This window comes from Thermoactinomyces vulgaris (assembly GCF_003688725.1).
GTDB lineage: Bacteria > Bacillota > Bacilli > Thermoactinomycetales > Thermoactinomycetaceae > Thermoactinomyces > Thermoactinomyces vulgaris.
The window spans coordinates 1-20,360 of sequence record NZ_REFP01000015.1 but is presented as its reverse complement, the minus strand read 5'-3'; the positions used below and the strand labels follow the sequence as shown (position 1 = coordinate 20,360).

Below are 20,360 nucleotides of genomic sequence, written 5' to 3'. Positions count from 1 at the left end.
TGCATTTCCCCGGCTTCTACTCGATTTTCCGGTGTACAAAAACGCGATAAATCCAGTACATCACTTCATACGGGATAAAGAGCAAGATCCATGAAATCACTTTTCGCTCCGAAAAAGCGGGAAATTCCCGCTCGGGTTCCGAAGACTTGCTCCAGTCCGGCTTATTGACGCAACGACGAACATACTGAGTATGAATGATAATGACACTAAGCATAAACATCAGGCCGATCTGCGGAGCAATAATCGGATAGTCATACATTCCATGCCCCAAAAGAGCAATGGTCAAAGACAAGAGCATTCCGGCCAGCCTTTTTTCTTCTTTTTGGTTGGCCACCTTCCGCCAGCGCCTCGCCCGTTGGATGGTCAAAAGCAACATCCAAAGAAACAGCCCCAACCCCAACACACCGAACTCACTGGCAACCCCCAAAAAAATGTTATGGGCATGATAAACATAAAATCCGGCTTCTTTGACAAAAAGTTGGCCGAAATGAAGGGGCAGCACCCCGAGCAACCAATGTTCCCTGAAAATCTTGAACGCGGTTGTCCACACTTCCAAACGGACTTCAATGGTTGCCTGCAAGGTTTCCTTGCGCGGGATCAGCTCGGGAAAACAAGAAATCAGCAAAAAAATGGCAAGCGTAATCGTCACAGTTCGTTTTCGGTGTCCCGTCATCCACAGCTGGACAATCAAGCCGATGAGCAATCCGGCCCATGCACCGCGGGAACCCGTACACCAAATCGCCGTCACATAAACCCCGAAAATCAAAAATGCCATCAACTTATGCCATTTTTTCTTCAACACGGATGCGGCATAAATGCTCATCAAGGAAAAACAGATGAGCAAAGCGGCAGTCAAATTGGAATTTCCCGACGTTCCGATGCTGCGGACGGATCGTTCCGATTGAAAACGAAAATCATTGTAAAATTGTAAAATATTACCTACAAAGGAGTCATTGATGACATGCCAATCCATTTGCTGGATAAAAACAATGACCGCAATGTAAAGACCGCTCAGCCAAAAAGCAAGGTACGTCTTTTGCACTTCTTGCCAAGACCAGCTCAAATGGCGGATCCAAACCGCCAACATCCAATAAAGCCCAAACATGGCAATCGGAATCAACCCGACGGGAATCCCGTAAAACCAGGAAGGTTCCACCAGCCAGCTGACCGCGGAAATCAGCATGAACCCGATGAAAGCCTTCTCCGGCCAATCAAGGGATTTCAAAAACCGGTATTCTTTCCGATGCCACAAAACAGCTGCTGCAATGCACAAAAGGGCAACCGGCGGCAACAATGGCGTCAAGATAATGGATAAAAATAAAAACTGTGCCAACCGTTGATTTCCCCAGAAATTTATTACTTTCAAGAGTATAAACTCCTTTTGATCAAGTTTCGCTCATCTTCGACAGCACATGCAAAATTATTGTGGACAAAATCGCCTTTTTTATTCCTACTCTACATTGTACACGTAATTTATATATATTTCGATTCGCCCATCGGTTCATTCCTCTTTATTCCTTCAAGAAAAAAGCAACCCTTTCCCTACCATAAAGACTAATATATCCAAACCCTCTCTCCGGGTCAAATAGAAAATATCATTTATCTAAAAAGAATAAAATGGATTACAAATTTTAATCACGTTGACGATTGAAAATTATTCTCATAGAATGAAAGACAAATGCAAATGCTGTCCGATCAAGGGCTGACTGGAGGCGTTCCTATTGCAAAAAGGCATCATCGCTCACCAATTGACACTGGCATACGGCTCTTCCACCATCATCCGGGAATTAAATTTGGAAATCCCGCATGGAAAAATCACGGTTTTTGTCGGAAGCAACGGCTGCGGGAAATCGACTCTCCTGCGCTCGCTGGCGCGGCTTTTAAAACCGATCGCAGGGCAAATCACTTTAAATGGAAAAGAAATTCACAAACGTCCTTCCAAAGAAATCGCCAAACAGTTGGCGATCCTTCCCCAAGGGCCCGAAACCCCCGAAGGATTCACCGTGATGCAACTGGTCAAGCAAGGCCGTTATCCTTATCAAACCTGGGCCAGCCAATGGTCCAAGGAAGATGAAGAAAAAGTAATGTGGGCTTTAAAAATGACCCAAATGACGGAATATGCCGATCATCCCTTGGACTCCTTGTCAGGAGGGCAACGGCAACGTGCCTGGATCGCGATGACCCTGGCTCAAGACACGGATATCATTCTGTTGGATGAGCCGACCACCTATCTGGATGTTACTCACCAAATTGAAATTTTAGATCTTTTGTTTGACCTTAATCAAAAAGAAGGACGTACCATTGTGATGGTCCTGCATGATCTGAATTTGGCCTGCCGGTATGCCCATCATATTGTCGCCATTCAAAACCAAACCGTCTATGCCCAAGGCGCTCCGGAAAAGGTGGTCAACGAACGCATGGTGGAAGAAGTTTTCAAACTGAAGTCCAAGGTTACAACCGATCCGATTTTTGGCACCCCCTTGTGCATCCCTTACGGAAAAGGGCGCCGGATCTCTCAACAAACTTTCACAGCAACGGGGATTTCCTGAAATCCTCTGCGGCTGCCATTTTTATTATCCGAATTTTCCGCCATTTGGGAAGGGAAGAGGTGGGTCTCATCCAGAGAAGCCCACCTGCATTTTTCAGCGCTTCAAAACCACTATACCAACTCCAATAGCCGACTGGAAGGATACTCCACTTTCTTCTTTTTCACTTGCATGATCCCCTCACTGGTGAGCCGGATATAAGGGAGATGCGTGGAAGATAAAAACGTCATGGTAAACAGCGGATCCAAATGGGAAAACCCATACTGTTTCAGTTCGTCAATAAAAAGCTCCAACCGTTCGATCAGTTCATCGATGGACAAATCCACCATGATGCCCAATAAAGGCAGAGGCAGATGAAACTTTTCCTTTCCATCCTGAATCCAAACCAATCCCCCTTGATCCCGGATCACTTGATTGGCAGCCATCGCCATCGCTTCCGGATCCCTTCCCAAAACCAATATATCGCGCGACCCCGTGTTGGTTGTCGCCATTCCGTCAATCCCGACGGCAAATCCGCGCAACAATCCGGGGGTGATCCATCGGCCGTTCCGGTCAATCAAAAAAGAAAACAGCCGTTCATCTCCCTCCGGCAAATAAACTTTTCCATCTTTTGCTTCCACTTTTTCTTTGGACCGTTTGGTGATCACAGAGTTGATCAATTGGATCACCGGAAATTTCTTTTTCCCCGGATCCGGAATGGTCAAGTCCTCCGGCTTCACTTCAAAGGATGACATATCCCACTTCATTCCCGCATAGACGGATTCACGCGACAATTTTTTCTCTTCCTTGTATCTTCCGTTTTCAGCAATCACTTCGCCGTTTGCCATCACCTTGACAGGAGTGGGATCATTTAATGAAGACAAAAAGTTAATGTCGGCGATCCGTCCCGGGGCAATCCCTCCCAAATGCTCATCCATACGGTAATAAACCGCCGGATTGATGGTTGCCATTTGGTAAGCATGAACCGGGGGACAACCGCTTTCGATGGCCAAACGAATCAAATAATCAACAAAGCCATCTTTAAAACATAACGGCGTCGCTCCGTCGCTTGTCATCATCAACCGGTGCCACGGCACATTCTCTTGCCGGACCAGTTCTTTCATGATCTCCGGAAGGTCCGGGCGGATGGAACTGTATCTCAAGGAGACCATATAACCCAAGCGGAGTCTATTTAATACTTCATCGCAGCTGATGCTTTCATGATCACCGGTCACGCCGGCCGCAGACAATCTGGCCAAAGTTTGATAAGAAGCCCCTGGAGCATGGCTCTCCACTTTTTTGCCTTGATTCTTGGCCGAAGTGATCCAGGAAACCATTTTCTCATCGCCATCCAACAGGGACGCCCAGTCGGTCAGCTCGCCGGTTTGCACCACCTGGTCATAGCCGATCATTTCTTCCACCCGTTTTTGCTCAAACAATCCTTGCCGTTCATCCGGCAAAGTAGCTTGGGGATCCAGCCGTGCCCACCAGAAAAATTTAACGGGTGACTTCTTGAATTGATCCATCATATGTATGACTTGTGACAAATTTTTTTCGGCAAAAAAGACCACATTATCACAAATCAAAGTGGTGGTACCCAGTGATCCGGCTTTTTCAGCCAGTGTCAACGGATGGTAAATTTGTGACGGATGTGCGTGAGGTTCGATATATCCGGGGACCAACACCTGCCCGGTCGCATCCAGAGTGGGAATCTCTTCATCCAGCTTCAGCCCGCTTTGCTCCATCGGACCAACATAGGCCACTCTTTTTCCGGACAGGGCAATATCGGCTCTTTCCAGCTGTCCGGTGTATACATTCAGTACCGTTCCTCCCAAGATCAACTTGCTGGGGGCTATTCTTCCCATTGCCACATCAATCAACCTGTTTTGTTCCGCAGCTGAAATCTCGATGAACAATCTTTCTCTCCCCTTCAATTTTTGTACTTGCCAGTCGAACAACATTTTACCTGCCCACAGGTTGCATACTTCGGCGCACAACCTGCAAAAATAACAGTAACAAGCCGAAAGGAGGAATTCCTTTGCAAAAGAATGTGGGTACGTTGGATGCTTTGATTCGCATTACGTTCGGACTGGTTGGTTTGGCTTATTGTGCATCGACAAAACGACGTTTTCCTTGGTGTTTGGCGATTCATTCGGCTCTGAAAGTCGCAGAGGGGATCACCCGTTTTTGTCCAATTATCGCCATTTTCGGAAAAGAAAACAGAAACCTTTCATGAAAAAGTTATATTTAATTAAAACTATACAATATTAGAATGAATCATGGAATGGATGATTGCATTTTCATGACGGAATCTATGAAAATTTAATTTTTTTCTCCCCTTTTTTCCTGATTTAGAAAAAGAAAGGGGAGACGCAATCATAAATAACATGAAAATATAAAAATATAAAAGAGAATCTCTTGATTAAATTCTGACTCTTTTGTATAATGATTTTCAAGAAAATCTGTCCCGCGGGTCACCTTCGAAATTTGACGGTTTCTGACATACGAGGTGTCTGCCAACACACAGGAAAACGCTTTCATTCGTGAAAAATTGATGAAAAATTCTTCATAAAAATCTCTCATCCACCTGATCGACAAGAATTTTAACGCTTTTTTCAGCCTTTTTCCTTCCTGTGCTGTAAGATGGCAGTTGATTAAATGCGTCAGATGGCGTAGAATCAAGCTAAGATCACCATAACACTTGTCCGACCTTTCCAACTCTTCATTCGACAAAAATCGAACTTTGGTAATATTGTATACAAATTTCGTCATTTTTTATCATGAATAAGCAGGATAATTTGTAACCTGACGTCGAAAAAAAGAATCAAGTTGATTTTGATTCAGAGGTGGCATTTCATAAAAAAAGTGGTACAATAAGGTTAATAGCAATGCGAACAAACGATCGGTTTTTTGAAAATTAAAACCGTTTAGGAGCGTGAGTTATATGTCTCTTAGCGAAATGGAAAAAGAAACTGTGATCCAATTTGATGAGTCGACCAATTTGGCCACCGTATACACCGCCAGCTGGACGGTTGCCCGTTCCCTGAAAAAAGCGGGTTACCAACCGGTCAAAAAAACACAAGGTGGTTGGTGGTTTAAGATCCCGGTCAATGGAATCAGCATTCAAGGTGAAAAAGAAACGACTCAAATTGGATAATCAATGAAAACGGCTTTTATTGCGCAACCGGTGCCGGTTGCCAAATTTAACGAGCCTGACCCAGTGGCTCGTTTTTATTATTTTCCTTACATATAAAAAAACTGCTGGTTTGGTTCCAGCAGTCCCGTTCAGCGATTTACAAAGCTTTCTTTGCAATATCTGTCCGGTAATGAACATTGTCAAACGAAATTTGTTTAACCCGCTCATAAGCCCGCGTTTGTGCTTCTTGAATCGACTCACCCCATGCCGTCACTCCCAAAACCCGTCCTCCTGCCGTTAACCACTCTTCACCGCTCAAAACCGTTCCGGAATGAAAAATCACCGTATCGGCAGCCGGTTTGTCAAGCCCCTGAATGGCCATTCCTTTTTGATACGATCCCGGATAACCGCCCGAGGCCAGAATCACGCAAACAGCAGCTTGATCACTCCACACGATGTCCTGTTCCGAGAGCTTGCCATCGATGACCGATTCCATGATTTCCACCAAATCCGTTTTCAGTCTGGGCAGCACCACTTGTGTTTCCGGGTCGCCAAAGCGGGCATTGAATTCGATCACTTTCGGCCCGGATGCGGTGATCATCAACCCCGCATACAAGACGCCTTTATACTCGATTCCTTCTTCCTGAAACGCCTTTTGTACAGGAAGCAAAATTGTTTCAACGGCTTCGCGGATCACTTCTTCCGGAATCTGGGGAACCGGTGAATAAGCGCCCATTCCCCCGGTGTTGGGGCCTTGATCATGATCGAACACCGGCTTATGGTCTTGAGCAACCACCATCGGTTTGACCGTTTTTCCGTCCATAAACGCCATCAACGACATTTCCTGACCGCTTAAAAACTCTTCAATGACAATCTCCCGGCCGGCATCGCCAAAAACCTTTTCTTCCATTGCGTCAATGACGGCTTTTTCCGCTTCTTCCACAGTGCTTGCCACCACAACCCCTTTTCCGGCAGCCAAACCATCCGCCTTAACGACAATGGGGGCTCCTTTCCCGCGGATATATTCAATCGCTTTCGAAGATTCCGTGAATGACTTGAAATCCGCCGTCGGAATTCCGTATTTTTTCATGAACTCTTTGGCAAAACGTTTGCTTCCTTCAATCCGTGCCGCTTCCCTGCGGGGCCCAAAGATGGCAAGCCTCTCTTCTTCAAAGCGGTCAACAATTCCCGACAACAAGGGAACTTCAGGACCGACCACCGTTAAATCCACCTTGGTTTCCTTTGCAAAGTGAACCAGCCCCTCAATGTCGGTGGCGGCAATATCCACACATTCGGCATCTTTCTGAATGCCTCCGTTGCCTGGTGCACAATACACTTTTTCCACCTTGGGGCTTTTGAGCAAACTCCAAACAATGGCATGTTCTCTTCCTCCGTTGCCGACAACCAGCACTTTCACTTATTGTCTCCTCCCCGCTCTTCTTATGAAATCATCAGGCTGATCGTAAACAATCCCAGTGTGACCATGATGCAGATAAAGGACCGCTCTTTATCCAAAGGGTTTTTATGGCGATAAGACCGTTTGGTTGTAAACACCCCGCCGATGATCATCGCCGCCATGTAAAAGACACCGCTTGCGGTCTGCAGTTGCCTTTGCCAAACAGCGGGATCCAGGTCATACGCCCAATAGGTCGTCACCCCGGTTAAAGCCAGAGCGATGCCGATCCACATGAGAGACCATGAAAGGAGACGCATCAACATTCCTCCTTTGTGCTATTTACATTTTCCACAAAAATTATTCTCAGTATACGCACAAGAAAAGGCTTCTGATACATCTCCCGTTCTCTTTCATGAATGATTAATGTTTAAAATGGCGAATGCCTGTGAACACCATGGCAATGCCGTGCCGGTTGGCTTCTTCGATGGACTCTTCATCCCGGATCGATCCGCCCGGTTGGATGATGGCAGTCACCCCAGCTTCGGCGGCGGCTTGTACCGTGTCCCTCATCGGGAAGAAAGCATCCGAAGCAAGCACGGATCCTTTGGAATCCTCTTTGGCCTGCTCAATGGCAATTTTCGCCGAACCAACCCGGTTCATCTGCCCGGCACCGACACCCACCGTCCGGAAATCTTTCGCCAACACAATGGCATTGGATTTGACATGTTTGACGACTTTCCAGGCAAACAACAATTGCTCCCATTCTTCTTCACTGGGTGCACGGTCTGTCACCACTTGGCATTCGTCTTTCGCCAAGCCCTTGAGGTCTTCTTCCTGTACAAGAAGTCCTCCGCCGATTGATTGCAATTTCAGCGGAATGCCCGCTTGTCCTTGCGCCGCTTCTGCCACGGTTAACAAACGCAAATTTTTCTTCGTTTTTAAAATCTCAAGGGCTTCCTCCGTAAAGGCCGGCGCCAGGATGATTTCCAAGAAGATTTTTTTCATTTCCACCGCCGTTTGGGCATCCACCGTCTGATTGGTTGCGACAATGCCTCCAAAAATGGATACCGGGTCGGCTTCATACGCTTTTTGATATGCCTCCAAAAGGTTGGAACCCAGTCCCACTCCGCAAGGATTCATATGCTTGATTGCAACGACGGCCGGCTGGTCAAATTCGCGCACCAGTTCCAAGGCGGCATTGGCATCATTGAGGTTGTTGTAAGACAGTTCTTTTCCGTTCAGTTGTTTGGCTCCGGCCAAAGTATGGCTGTGGTTGCCAAAGGTTTTTTTGTAGAAAGCCGCTTTTTGATGCGGGTTTTCCCCGTAGCGGAGCGATTGTGCTTTGGTGAATGTCATCGTCAGTTGTTCCGGGAATGGATTGTCCAGCAACTGATTAAAGTATCCGGCGATGAGCGCATCATAATAAGCCGTATGGTTAAAAGCTTTCGCGGCCAGATATCTTCTGGTTTCCAAGCTGGTGCTTCCCTGTTGCGACAATTCCCGGTAAACGCGGTCATAATCCTGAGGATCGGTCACGACCGTGACATCTTGATGATTTTTGGCCGCGGAACGAAGCATGGAAGGGCCGCCGATATCGATGTTTTCGATGGCATCTTCCAACGTTGCATCCGGATTTTCAATTGTTTTTTGAAAGGGATAAAGGTTGACGATGACCACGTCAATGGTCCCGATCCCGTTTTCTTTTAATTGCTCCAGGTGGGAAACGGCGTCCCGTTTGGCCAAAATCCCGCCGTGAATTTTGGGATGTAAGGTTTTGACCCGGCCATCCAATATTTCCGGAAACCCGGTGACTTCCGAGATATTTTTGACAGGAATCCCGGCTTCTTTTAATAACCGGCAGGTTCCTCCCGTTGAGATGATTTCCATATCCAAGGATGCCAGTTTCTGCGCGAAATCGACGATCCCGGTTTTGTCCGACACACTGATCAATGCGCGCTTTGCATTTGCCAATGTTCTGCCTCCCTTATCAGCTGTACTGTTCTTCTAATCCCCGATTTCACCGGCAATCCATTTTTGAACAACTTCGGGATACAACCGGTGCTCTGCCTGATGCATTTTTTCCTCAAATGTTTTCAGAGTGTCCCCTTTTTCAATAGAAACCGGGACTTGTGCCAAAATCCGTCCGGTATCCATTCCTTCATCCACCAGGTGAACCGTGACGCCGGACACACACACCGGATGGCGGTAGGCTTTTAATATGGCATCTTTTCCGGGAAATGCCGGCAACAAAGACGGATGGATATTGATTATCCGGTCGGGATATGCCTCAAGCAAAGTCGGGCCAATCAACCGCATATATCCTGCCAGCACAATCCGGTCAATCCCATGTTCCTTTAACACCCCGAGCAGCCATCTTTCATAAGACGCTTTATCGGCAAATTCCTTGGGGCTCCGTTGAATGGCCGGAATCTTCAACCGCTGGGCACGCCCGATCACACCGGCTCCCGGCCGGTCGCAAAACAACAGCCTGATTTCATCTGCCCAAGCGTGCTTGCGGGAATGGTGGACCAGTGCTTCAAAGTTGCTCCCGTTTCCGGATGCAAAAATGGCTACACCCACTTTGCATCCCCTCCTGCCCACCGGACAGGTTGTGTTCCGCTCCCGATGTTTCCGATCACCCAAGCCTTCTCACCAAGTTGCCCGGCAGCTTGAAGCACCGCTTTGGCCTCTTCTTCGGGAACGATCAGAACCATGCCGATTCCCATGTTGAATGTTTGGTACATTTCTTCAATACCAATGGCTCCTTCTTTTTGAATCAAGGAAAAAATCGGTGGGATCTCCCATGAAGACCGGTCAATCAAGGCACAAGCCCCCTCCGGCAAAACGCGGGGAATATTTTCCACAAACCCGCCTCCGGTGATGTGGGCCATGCCTTTGATGGTAAATTCCCGGAGAAGCGTCCATATGGTTTTTACATAAATGCGGGTCGGGGTGAGCAACTCTTCGCCCAAGGTTTGTCCCAGTGCCGGAATTTCTTCGTGAAGCGAATGTTTTCGGTCTTGAAGCAGCACTTTCCGCACCAGGCTGAACCCGTTGCTGTGGAGTCCGCTGGAAGCAAGCCCGATCAAGACATCGCCTTCTTGAATGTCCTTCCGCGGCAAAAGATCTTTCTTCTCGGCAACCCCCACTGCAAACCCGGCAATATCATATTCTCCCGATGAATACATCCCGGGCATTTCTGCTGTTTCTCCCCCGATCAACGCACAGCCTGCCTGTTCGCATCCATCGGCGATCCCCTTGATCACTTGTTCGGCCTGTTCGGGCAAAAGGCGGCCGGTTGCCAAATAATCCAGGAAAAACAAGGGCTCTGCCCCTTGAACAATGATATCATTCACACACATGGCCACACAATCCACGCCGACGGTGTCATGTTTGTCCATCATCATGGCAATCAAAAGTTTGGTCCCGACGCCGTCGGTTGCCGATACCAACACCGGCTCCTCATAAGGCTTTAAGGCAAACAATCCGCCAAATCCGCCGATGTTCCCCAACACTTCGGGACGCATGGTTCTTTGCACATGCTTTTTGATCCGTTTGACAGTCTCATTGCCGGCTTGGATATCGACTCCTGCGGCCTTGTACGCTTGACTCATGATTTCCCCTCCAATGCCAGTCCCTCTTCCACTTCGGTCGGATATTCACCGGTGAAACAAGCCAGACAGTGCCCGTGGTTTTGATCGGATGAAGTGTATCCAATGGCATTCAGCATTCCCTTGGCGCTGAGAAAAGCCAGCGAATCGGCGCCAATCTCTTTGCAAATTTCATCGATGCTTTTCACCGCCGCCACCAACTGTTTGCGGTCCGGCGTGTCAATTCCGTAAAAACACGGATTTTTCACAGGAGGGGAACTGATGCGGACATGAACTTCCGTGGCGCCCGCTTCCCGCAACATCCGTACAATCCGGCGGCTGGTGGTGCCCCGGACAATCGAATCGTCCACCATGACGACTCTTTTTCCGGAAACCACACCCTCCACGGCGCTTAACTTCATCCGCACGCCTTGTTCCCGCAATTCCTGGCTCGGTTGAATGAAAGTCCGTCCGATATAGCGGTTTTTAATCAATCCCAACTCGTACGGAATGCCTGTGGCTTCGGCAAACCCGATTGCCGCTGAGGTGCTGGAATCCGGCACCCCGGTCACCACATCCGCTTCCACCGGTGCTTCTTGCGACAAGATTCTTCCCATCCGCTTGCGGGCCGCATGCACATTCACCCCGCGGATCAAACTGTCCGGACGGGCAAAATACACATATTCAAATGCGCAAAGCGCGCGTTCTCTTTTTCCGGCAAACCGGGTGGTTTTCATCCCGCCGTTCCGGTCGAAAACAATCATCTCCCCCGGTTCGATTTCTCTTACCAATTCTGCGCCGATCACATTAAACGCACAGGTTTCGGATGAAAAGACATGAGCCTCTCCGATTTTCCCCATGGCAAAAGGACGAAGGCCGTGCGGATCCGAAGCGACGATCAATTGATCATTGGTCAGGATGAGCAAAGCATAGGCGCCGACCACTTGCTTCAGGGCTTCTTTGACGGCTTCTTCCAATGTCGGGGCTTTGGAACGGGCAATCAAATGGGCAATGACTTCCGTATCGGATGTGGTTTGAAAAATGGATCCTTCTTTTTCCAGTTGCAAGCGCAACCGTTTGGCATTCACCAAGTTGCCGTTGGTCGCAATCGCCAATTTGCCCGACGAAAAATTAAAGACCAAGGGTTGGGCATTTTCCAATCCTGATCCCCCGGAGGTGGAGTACCGGACATGGCCGATGGCGGTGGTTCCCTTTAACCCTTTCAAATTCGCGGAATCAAACACTTCGGTCACCAGCCCGGTCCCCCGTTTGGCAAACAATTCCCCGTCCTCAGCGGAAACAATACCGGCACTTTCCTGCCCCCGGTGTTGCAAAGCGTGCAAGCCGTAATATGTGAGCAGCGCGGCATCCGGATGTCCGATGATCGCAAATACACCGCATTCTTCGTTTAACTCATCGAAGTCGAAGATGGATTCATCGCGCATGAAATGGCAGCCTCCCATCGTTTGCTCAAAAGATCAACATCTTGGTGAATAACACCGCGCCCGTTTACCGAGACCTTCAACTTACGTTCACCGGTCACTTCCCCGATTTTGCGGCAAGGAACTCCGTATTGGCGGGCAATCTCCTGAATCTGACCCGCATTTTCCGGGGAAGCGGTGATCAAAATGCGCGACTGACTTTCACTGAACAAACAGACGGCCGGTGCCAAGTCAGTCTCCACGAAGACGGTTGCCCCTTTTCCGCCGGAAATACAAGATTCGGCCAGAGCCAAAGCCAAACCGCCTTCGGACACATCATGCGCCGATTGGACGTATCCGGAACGAATGGCTTGAAGAACCGCTTTTTGCACAGCCTGTTCTTTCTGAAGATCACATACCGGCGGCCGGCCGCTGACCAAGCCCGTGATCAGATGTTGCAACTCGCTTCCTCCCAATTCGGCATAAGTGTCCCCCAGGAGAATAATCACATCCCCGTCGTTTTTAAACGCTTGCGTCGTGATATGCTCCCGCTTTTGGATCAGCCCGACCATTCCCACCACCGGAGTCGGGTAAATCGGATTTCCTTTGGTTTCGTTGTATAAGCTGACATTTCCGCCAATAACTGGGGATTCAAGCACGCGACAAGCCTCGGACATGCCGTCAATCGCCTTGGACAGCTGCCAATACACTTCTGGTTTTTCCGGGTTTCCGAAATTCAGGCAATCCGTGATGCCCAAAGGCTCAGCCCCGGAACAAACCACATTTCGCGCCGCTTCACTGACGGCAATTTTTCCTCCCTGAACCGGATCAAGGTAAACATAACGCCCGTTTCCGTCGGTGGACATGGCCAAGGCTTTCTCCGTCCCGCGAAGAATGACCACCGCGGCATCCGATCCCGGCCGCACCGCCGTGCTGGCACGCACCATGTGGTCATATTGGCGGTAAACCCACTTTTTGCTTCCCATGTTGGGGGAAGAAACCATCTGCAAAAGCGCTTGCCCCGGATCAATATCTTTCAAGTCTTCTTCCGGTTGGACCGAGGCATTTTGCACATAATATTCTGGGACTTTTTCCTCCCGGGTATAAACCGGAGCATCATCCACCAACGTGTTGACAGGAATGTCGGCAACCAATTGATTTTGGGAATAAATCCGGTAACGATCCCCTTCAGTCACCTGCCCGATCACGGCGGATTGCAAGCCCCACTTCTTGCAGATGTTCATGATTTCTTGCTCCCGCCCTTTTTCCACCACCAGAAGCATCCGTTCCTGGGATTCGGAAAGCATGATCTCATAGGGGGTCATTCCCTTTTCGCGCTGGGGAACCAGATCCAGATTCAGTTCCAATCCGTGCCCGCCTTTGGCCGCCATTTCAGCACTGGAACAGGTGAGTCCGGCGGCGCCCATGTCCTGAATCCCGATCAACATTTCCTTTTTCACCATTTCCAAACAAGCCTCAAGCAGCAGCTTCTCCATAAACGGATCACCGACTTGAACCGCCGGACGTTTTTCCCCGGCCGATTCATTCAACTCTTCACTGGCAAACGTGGCTCCGTGGATCCCGTCCCGTCCGGTGCTGGAACCGACATAAATCACGGGATTTCCCGGACCAATGGCAACCCCTTTTTGCAACTCGTCATGATTCAAGACACCCACGCACATGGCATTGACCAACGGATTGCCGTCATATGCATCGTCAAAAACGACTTCCCCGCCCACGGTCGGGATGCCGATGCAATTTCCATAATGGGCAATCCCGGCCACAACTTGTTCAAACAGATAACGGACCCTCGGGGAACGCAAATCGCCAAACCGGAGCGAATTTAAAAGCGCAACGGGTCTGGCGCCCATGGAGAAGACATCCCGGATGATGCCGCCCACCCCGGTTGCGGCCCCCTGGAACGGTTCAATGGCTGAAGGGTGATTGTGACTTTCGATTTTAAAAACAACGGCTTGGCCATCATCAATGTCGATCACCCCGGCTCCCTCCCCGGGCCCTTGAATCACCCTTGGGCCCTGGGTCGGAAACCGCTTCAACAACGGTTTTGAATTTTTATAACTGCAGTGTTCTGACCACATGACACTGTAAATCCCTGTTTCCGTCCAGTTCGGCAAACGTCCCAGATGCCCGGCAATTTGTTCAAACTCCTGATCCGACAGCCCCATCTCCCGGTATAATTTTTTCTCCTTGATCACTTCCGGGGAGGGTTCATTGCCCAACTTCTCGATCACTTTGTTCTCAAGCTGCACCGCCATTCTCCTTCCCGTATTTCAACATCGATTGAAACAGGCGTCTTCCGTCTTCGGATCCCATCCACTCGTGAATTGCCCTTTCCGGGTGGGGCATCATGCCCAGCACGTTTCCTTCCCGGTTGCAAATGCCTGCGATGTTTTGCACGGAGCCGTTGGGATTTTCATCCGCATAACGAAACACAATCTGCCCGTTTTCTTCCAACCCGGCGAGGGTCTTTTCATCACAGTAATAATTGCCTTCCTGATGCGCGATCGGAATCCGGATCCGTTCGCCTTCCTGATACTGCATCGTAAACGGGGTTTTGGCGTTTTCCACGCGCAGGGTCTGAAAATCACAGAGAAAAGAAAGGTTTTTGTTTTTCAACATCGCTCCCGGCAACAATCCGCTTTCCAGCAAAATTTGAAATCCGTTGCAGATACCGATCACCAGTTTTCCGTCTGCCGCTGCTTTTTTGACACCTTGCATCACCGGGGAAAACCGTGCAATGGCACCGGAGCGCAAATAATCGCCGTAAGAAAATCCTCCCGGCAAAATCACGGCATCATAGGAAGACAAATCCGATTCATGATGCCATACCGGTGTCACCGGATTGCCCAATACGTCTTCAACCGCATGGATACAGTCCATGTCACAATTGGATCCGGGAAATACGGGAACCGCAAATTTCACGTCAGGACACCCTCTCCACTTCAAAGGTATAATTTTCGATCGTTGGATTGGCCAACATTTTTTCACACATCGCCTGAACCTGTTTTTCCGCCTCTTCCCGGCTGTCGCATTCCAGCATCATCTCCAGGCGCTTGCCGATGCGGACATCGCTCACTTTTTGAAACCCGAGGGAATGCAGTGAACTTTTGACGGCCACTCCCTGCGGATCCAGAACACTTTCTTTCAGCGACACGAAAATTTCAGCTTTAAACATGGCTATCCCCTTCCAAACGATTCCAAATTTTTTGATAAGATTCCACAACCTGGCCGAGATCACGGCGAAAACGATCCTTATCCAGACGCTCCCCGGTTTCTTTATCCCAAAAGCGGCAAGTATCCGGTGAAATTTCGTCCGCCAACAATATTTCGCCCTTTTCATCCGTTCCAAATTCCAATTTAAAATCCACCAGCACAATTCCCCGTTGATCCAACCATTCCGACAAAAAGCGGTTTACCTTTAAAGCCGTCTCTTTGAGCCGGGCTCTTTGCGCAGGGGTCGCCAGATTCAAAATGGCCACGTGGTCTTCCGTCAAAAGCGGGTCCCCCAGCTCATCGTTTTTGTAATAAAACTCCACCACCGGTTGCGGCAGGATTTTTCCTTCTTCCAGCCCCAGCCTTTTGGCCATGGAACCGGCCACCCGGTTTCTCACCACCACTTCCAGCGGGATGATGTTCACCTTTTTCACCAGTTGCTCGCATGCGGAAACTTCTCTTACAAAATGATGTGGAATGCCTTCTTTGGTTAACAATTGAAAGAAGAAGGAACTGATCCGGTTGTTCAATTCGCCTTTGCCTGAAAGCTCAGCCCGCTTCTCACCGTTAAAAGCCGTTGCCGCATCCTTGTAGCGCACCAGAACCAAGGAAGGGTCACCGGTTTTAAAAATTTGCTTGGCCTTTCCTTCATATAACATCTCCAAGGTATCCATTGGCCTGCTCCTTTCAAAGGAAGGTGGGAGGGAAGCCGGAAAACCGGCTTCACCGCGAAATCAATCATCCAATCCCAACCGGGTGAAAATCGTGTCCACTTGTTTTAAGTGGTAACGGTAATCAAAACAATCTTCCACCTCTTCGGGGGTTAATGTCCGGGAAATCAACTCGTCTTGTTCCACCAGAGGCTTAAACGGACGCTGTTCTTCCCAAGCCTGCATGGCCAAACGCTGCACACGGTCATAAGCCTCTTCCCGTTTCAATCCTTTATTGATGAGACTGAGCAGCACCCGTTGCGAATAAATGAGCCCGAAGGTCCGTTCCATATTCCGTTTCATATTTTCCGGGAATACGGTTAAATCACGAACGATGTTGGTGAAACGATTCAACATATAGTTGAGCAAAATCGTGGAATCCGGCAAAATCACCCGTTCCACCGATGAATGGGAAATATCCCGTTCATGCCAGAGAGAAACATTTTCATATGCAGAGACCATGTGTCCGCGAACCACTCGGGCCAATCCGCTGATGTTTTCACAACCGATCGGATTGCGTTTGTGCGGCATGGCCGATGATCCTTTTTGTCCTTTGCGGAAGGGCTCTTCCACTTCCCGGGTCTCGCTTTTTTGCAAACCGCGAATCTCGGTGGCAAACTTCTCCAGCGATGTGGCAATCAGGGCCAAGGTGGAGACGTATTGCGCATGACGGTCGCGTTGCAGGGTTTGCGTCGAAATCGGGGAATGTTTCAACCCCAGTTTTTCGCAAACATATTTCTCCACAAAGGGATCAATATTGGCATACGTTCCGACCGCCCCGGAAATTTTTCCGACCCGCACGGTCTCCATGGCTTGCACGAAGCGCTCTCTGTTTCGTTTCATCTCTTCCAGCCACAGGGCCATTTTCAATCCGAATGTGGTCGGTTCGGCATGAACCCCGTGGGTGCGCCCCATCATGACGGTGTATTTATGCTCTTTGGCTTTTTCTTTCAACACCTCAATCAAACGGTCCAGGTCTTTCAGCAAAATTTCATTGGCTTGCTTTAAGAGATAGGAAAGCGCCGTATCCACCACATCGGTGGAGGTCAATCCGTAGTGGACCCATTTGGATTCCGGGCCCAATGTTTCCGCCACTGCCCGGGTGAAGGCCACCACATCATGGCGCGTTTCCTGTTCAATTTCATAAATGCGGTTCACATGAATTTCCGCGTTTTTGCGGATCTGTTTGACGTCTTCTTCCGGAATGACGCCCAATTTGGCCCAAGCTTCGCAGGAAAGGATTTCTACTTCCAACCATGCTTGGTATTTGTTTTCTTCGGTCCAGATTTGTCCCATCTCGGGTCGCGTATAACGTTCAATCATTGCTTTTCCACCTTTTTTAAGAATCTCTATTATAAATAACCTTTTTTTCTTGTTCCGTCAAAGGAGGCCAAATTCCGCTCCCGTCCATCCACTGAACTGCTTCTTCCATGGACCGGCCGAGCAAGGTCAGATGCCCCATTTTCCGTCCGGGCTTTGCTTCTTTTTTTCCGTACCAATGCGGCTTGATATCCCCCGGGAGCCGGGGAAAATGACTCCGGAACATTTCCATGTGCTCGCCGAGGAGATTTACCATCACAGCCGGCTTTACTTGCTCTGCCGGTCCGAGCGGCAGCCCGGCAACAGCGCGGATCAACTGTTCAAATTGTGAAGTCAGGCAGGCATCATAGGTGTAATGGCCGGAATTGTGAGGCCGGGGAGCCAGTTCATTCACCAGCAGCCTTCCGTCTTCCATGCAAAACATCTCCACTGCAATGAGCCCGACAACCTCCAAAGACTCCGCGATTTGCTTTGCCCAATGGACGGCCTGTCGGATGACGGAATCGGAAACAGGAGCCGGAGAAACCGACAGATGCAAAATATGATTGCGGTGCAAATTAACAGCCGGCGGAAAAGCTGCCATTTCTCCGTGAATACTCCTGGCAACGACCACCGAAATTTCTTTTTCAAAAGGAACCCATTCCTCCAAAATGAAGGGTTTGCCTTCTTCAAACAGTCCGGCCGGCAACCGGTCCACATCGTCCAGGGAATGCAAAATCCACTGTCCTTTTCCGTCATACCCGCCGGTTGTCGTTTTGAGCACGGCCGGCCATCCCAACTCTTCCACTGCTTGCATGAGATCCTGAAACGTATTCACTTCTTGAAAACGGGCCACCGGGACGCCCGCTTCCCGGAGCGCTTTTTTCTCCCTCAACCGATGCCGGGTGGTTTTCAGCAACCGGCTTCCCTGGGGGAGCGGTTTGATCTTTTCCAGGTATTCGACCACTTCCGGAGGGATGTTTTCAAATTCATAAACAATCAAATCGCATTGTCCGGCCAGTTTGGCCACAGCATCCCAATCGTCATATTTAGCCGCAATATGCCGGTCTGATGCTTGCGCTCCCGGACAATCGGGATCGGGATCCAGGGTCACAAAGTGAAAGCCCATCTTTCTCCCTTCATTAATGACCATTCTTCCCAATTGCCCCCCGCCTAAAATACCGACGGTTTGACCCGGAGAGATCAATGCTTGCGGTTTTTCCTTCAGGTATGAATTCAAGCAAGATCACTCTCCTTCAATACCCGCTCACGGATCTGCTCCCTTCGCTGCTGCAGGCGTTTGCGAATTTCCGGATCTTTGATGCCGAGCATTTCCGCCGCCAGCAATCCGGCATTGACCGCGCCGGCTTTGCCGATGGCAACGGTTGCCACCGGAACGCCTCCCGGCATTTGCACGATGGACAACAAGGAATCCAATCCATTCAGGGAAGAAGTTTTGATGGGAACCCCGATCACCGGCAACACGGTTTTGCTTGCCACCATGCCCGGCAAATGGGCCGCTCCCCCTGCCCCCGCAATAATGACTTGAATGCCTCTGTTTTCGGCTTCACTGGCATATTGAAACATTTCATCCGGGGTACGATGGGCAGATACGACTTTGCTTTCATAACTGATTCCCAATTCGTCTAACACTTCACATGCATTTTTCATTGTCGGCCAATCTGAGGTGCTCCCCATAATCACTCCGACTTTTGCCTGATCCATGGTTCCTCTCCTTTTCAAAAAGATAAGCCTAAACAGCAGGTTTTCTGAAAAAGGGCATGAGAAAAACTACTGCTTAGGCTCATCTTCTCTCAAGAAGATCCCAAACAAACAGTTTTTTCTCATAGCCGGGAAATTTACGGTTTCCTGGTAGAGACGCTCAAGCCATATTCCTGAGCATATATGAGAAAACAACAGCTATTCAATTCACTCTCAGTGTAACAGGAAACCAAGGAACGCGTCAATATAATAAACGAACATTTACGGTTAAAAAATTTCATCTCGTTCGTGTTTTTTATCATAAATCTGGTGTTTCAAGAAAAAAAGAGGCCTCTGACAACACAAAATCCGTAAAAACCTTGTTGGGGATCCGCTTGATAAGAAACAGTCGTCTCGTTCCGTTTCCATTCGTTGCAAAAACATCCGGATTTTCTTTTCTATATTTGTACCGCCCGCCTGCGTCTCGTATGTAAAATCTTTCACTCCCTCTGAAAAAACAGATGCCGGTATGGACGTATCGGCCAAAGACGTTGCCAAATTCCTCTCATACCCGTTTTTAAACCGGCTTTCCGGATGATTGAAATTTTTTAATCCATATCCGTCCTGAACCAAGAGGCAATCATTCTGCATCCGCATCCTCTGGCGGAATAAATGATTCCGGATTTTTTGACCGGTTCTTTCATATTTTCTGCAGATCCGGGCAGAAAACACCAAGCCATTCGTGTTAAATATACATGCATTCAACCTGATAATTTGTTTGCTTTCTTTGATTCCTGCATTACGTATTGAAAATTCACGCATTCAATCCTTTAGCTGAACCAGATGCCTTCAACGTTTTGGTTTGCAAAGGAAAACCCGTTCATCTATCTTTTCCTGCCATCCTTTCCACAGCTTTCGTCAATCTTTGCCCATCATCACTTTATATGGGAAGACATATGTTTCAGGAAATACATATGACCATAAATGCCCCCATTCCCTCTCATCCATAGCAAAAGAAGAAAAAAAAATCAAAACAAGCATAAAAAAATCAAAACAAGCATAAAAAAACCACCTTCAGCATGATTGCTGAAGGTGGTTCGGGTGACAATTCGCCTGGCAACGACCTACTCTCCCAGGGGTCATCCCCAAGTACCATCGGCGCTGGAGGGCTTAACTTCCGTGTTCGGGATGGGAACGGGTGAATCCCCTCCGCTATGGTCACCAGACAATTTGATTGGCGTGCCCTGGAAGATTCGAACTCCCGACCTTCTGATCCGTAGTCAGACGCTCTATCCAGCTGAGCTAAGGGCACATGAACACACCCTGAAAATGAGGATGGAAGAAGCAA

General features: G+C 48.9%; 18 protein-coding genes, 1 tRNA gene, 1 rRNA gene and 1 riboswitch. Of the genes, 3 read left to right on the top strand and 17 right to left on the bottom strand.

Features of this window, described 5'->3' with window-relative positions; translation table 11 throughout:
- Positions 1-16: 16 nt before the first annotated feature.
- The gene (locus tag ATH33_RS13170; RefSeq protein ID WP_037996176.1) at positions 17-1,366 is read right to left on the bottom strand and encodes an O-antigen ligase family protein; all 1,350 of its coding nucleotides are present in this window, start codon (positions 1,364-1,366) and stop codon (positions 17-19) included.
- 355 nt (positions 1,367-1,721) lie between these two features.
- On the opposite strand from ATH33_RS13170, the gene ATH33_RS13165 reads away from it, so the two are divergent.
- Positions 1,722-2,549, top strand: a complete 828-nt coding sequence (locus ATH33_RS13165; RefSeq protein ID WP_049719587.1) for an ABC transporter ATP-binding protein — start codon at positions 1,722-1,724, stop codon at positions 2,547-2,549.
- Between the two features lie 110 nt (positions 2,550-2,659).
- On the opposite strand, the gene ATH33_RS13160 is transcribed toward ATH33_RS13165, so the two are convergent.
- Positions 2,660-4,441 (bottom strand): adenine deaminase C-terminal domain-containing protein, encoded by a 1,782-nt coding sequence (locus ATH33_RS13160; protein WP_052186760.1) that lies wholly within the window; start codon positions 4,439-4,441, stop codon positions 2,660-2,662.
- Between the two features lie 122 nt (positions 4,442-4,563).
- Here ATH33_RS13160 and ATH33_RS13155 point away from each other — a divergent pair, with 122 nt between their 5' ends.
- Together ATH33_RS13155 and ATH33_RS13145 are read left to right on the top strand one after the other, a co-directional pair.
- Positions 4,564-4,761, top strand: coding sequence for a YgaP family membrane protein (locus ATH33_RS13155; RefSeq protein ID WP_037996180.1), 198 nt, complete (start codon positions 4,564-4,566; stop codon positions 4,759-4,761).
- 708 nt (positions 4,762-5,469) lie between these two features.
- Positions 5,470-5,682 (top strand): hypothetical protein, encoded by a 213-nt coding sequence (locus ATH33_RS13145; protein ID WP_037996188.1) that lies wholly within the window; start codon positions 5,470-5,472, stop codon positions 5,680-5,682.
- A gap of 136 nt (positions 5,683-5,818) precedes the next feature.
- Here ATH33_RS13145 and purD read toward each other — a convergent pair whose 3' ends face one another.
- The 15 genes from purD to ATH33_RS13065 all read right to left on the bottom strand — a co-directional run bounded on the left by purD (position 5,819) and on the right by ATH33_RS13065 (position 20,324).
- Complete coding sequence (purD, locus tag ATH33_RS13140; RefSeq protein ID WP_037996191.1) at positions 5,819-7,078, bottom strand: phosphoribosylamine--glycine ligase; 1,260 nt, start codon at positions 7,076-7,078, stop codon at positions 5,819-5,821.
- Between the two features lie 23 nt (positions 7,079-7,101).
- Positions 7,102-7,374: a hypothetical protein gene (locus ATH33_RS13135; protein WP_037996198.1), complete on the bottom strand. Its 273-nt coding sequence runs from the start codon at positions 7,372-7,374 to the stop codon at positions 7,102-7,104.
- A gap of 103 nt (positions 7,375-7,477) precedes the next feature.
- On the bottom strand, positions 7,478-9,028 hold the full coding sequence (gene purH / locus ATH33_RS13130) for a bifunctional phosphoribosylaminoimidazolecarboxamide formyltransferase/IMP cyclohydrolase (RefSeq protein ID WP_121874501.1): 1,551 nt from the start codon (positions 9,026-9,028) through the stop codon (positions 7,478-7,480).
- 33 nt (positions 9,029-9,061) lie between these two features.
- Positions 9,062-9,637, bottom strand: a complete 576-nt coding sequence (gene purN, locus ATH33_RS13125) for a phosphoribosylglycinamide formyltransferase (protein WP_062843403.1) — start codon at positions 9,635-9,637, stop codon at positions 9,062-9,064.
- Positions 9,628-10,671 carry a phosphoribosylformylglycinamidine cyclo-ligase gene (gene purM / locus ATH33_RS13120; protein ID WP_037996208.1) on the bottom strand — a complete coding sequence of 348 codons (1,044 nt, stop codon included), beginning with the start codon at positions 10,669-10,671 and terminating at the stop codon, positions 9,628-9,630. Before purM ends, purN begins: the two co-directional genes overlap by 10 nt.
- Positions 10,668-12,092 carry an amidophosphoribosyltransferase gene (purF, locus tag ATH33_RS13115; protein WP_037996212.1) on the bottom strand — a complete coding sequence of 475 codons (1,425 nt, stop codon included), beginning with the start codon at positions 12,090-12,092 and terminating at the stop codon, positions 10,668-10,670. Before purF ends, purM begins: the two co-directional genes overlap by 4 nt.
- On the bottom strand, positions 12,056-14,338 hold the full coding sequence (gene purL / locus ATH33_RS13110; RefSeq protein ID WP_276319276.1) for a phosphoribosylformylglycinamidine synthase subunit PurL: 2,283 nt from the start codon (positions 14,336-14,338) through the stop codon (positions 12,056-12,058). Before purL ends, purF begins: the two co-directional genes overlap by 37 nt.
- Positions 14,328-15,011, bottom strand: coding sequence for a phosphoribosylformylglycinamidine synthase subunit PurQ (gene purQ / locus ATH33_RS13105; protein WP_037996214.1), 684 nt, complete (start codon positions 15,009-15,011; stop codon positions 14,328-14,330). The genes purL and purQ overlap by 11 nt, the downstream gene beginning before the upstream one ends.
- A gap of 1 nt (position 15,012) precedes the next feature.
- Complete coding sequence (gene purS, locus ATH33_RS13100) at positions 15,013-15,264, bottom strand: phosphoribosylformylglycinamidine synthase subunit PurS (RefSeq protein WP_037996215.1); 252 nt, start codon at positions 15,262-15,264, stop codon at positions 15,013-15,015.
- On the bottom strand, positions 15,257-15,976 hold the full coding sequence (gene purC / locus ATH33_RS13095; RefSeq protein WP_037996219.1) for a phosphoribosylaminoimidazolesuccinocarboxamide synthase: 720 nt from the start codon (positions 15,974-15,976) through the stop codon (positions 15,257-15,259). Before purC ends, purS begins: the two co-directional genes overlap by 8 nt.
- A gap of 60 nt (positions 15,977-16,036) precedes the next feature.
- The gene (gene purB, locus ATH33_RS13090) at positions 16,037-17,335 is read right to left on the bottom strand and encodes an adenylosuccinate lyase (RefSeq protein WP_121874500.1); all 1,299 of its coding nucleotides are present in this window, start codon (positions 17,333-17,335) and stop codon (positions 16,037-16,039) included.
- A 16-nt stretch (positions 17,336-17,351) separates the two neighbouring features.
- Entirely contained in the window at positions 17,352-18,551 is a 1,200-nt protein-coding gene (gene purK, locus ATH33_RS13085; protein ID WP_231564614.1) for a 5-(carboxyamino)imidazole ribonucleotide synthase, read from the bottom strand.
- Positions 18,548-19,036: a 5-(carboxyamino)imidazole ribonucleotide mutase gene (gene purE / locus ATH33_RS13080; protein WP_037996222.1), complete on the bottom strand. Its 489-nt coding sequence runs from the start codon at positions 19,034-19,036 to the stop codon at positions 18,548-18,550. Before purE ends, purK begins: the two co-directional genes overlap by 4 nt.
- Before the next feature lie 102 nt (positions 19,037-19,138).
- A riboswitch (purine riboswitch) is annotated at positions 19,139-19,240 on the bottom strand.
- A gap of 883 nt (positions 19,241-20,123) precedes the next feature.
- A 5S ribosomal RNA gene (gene rrf, locus ATH33_RS13070) occupies positions 20,124-20,238 on the bottom strand.
- A gap of 9 nt (positions 20,239-20,247) precedes the next feature.
- A tRNA-Arg gene (locus tag ATH33_RS13065) sits at positions 20,248-20,324 on the bottom strand.
- Positions 20,325-20,360 lie beyond the last annotated feature (36 nt).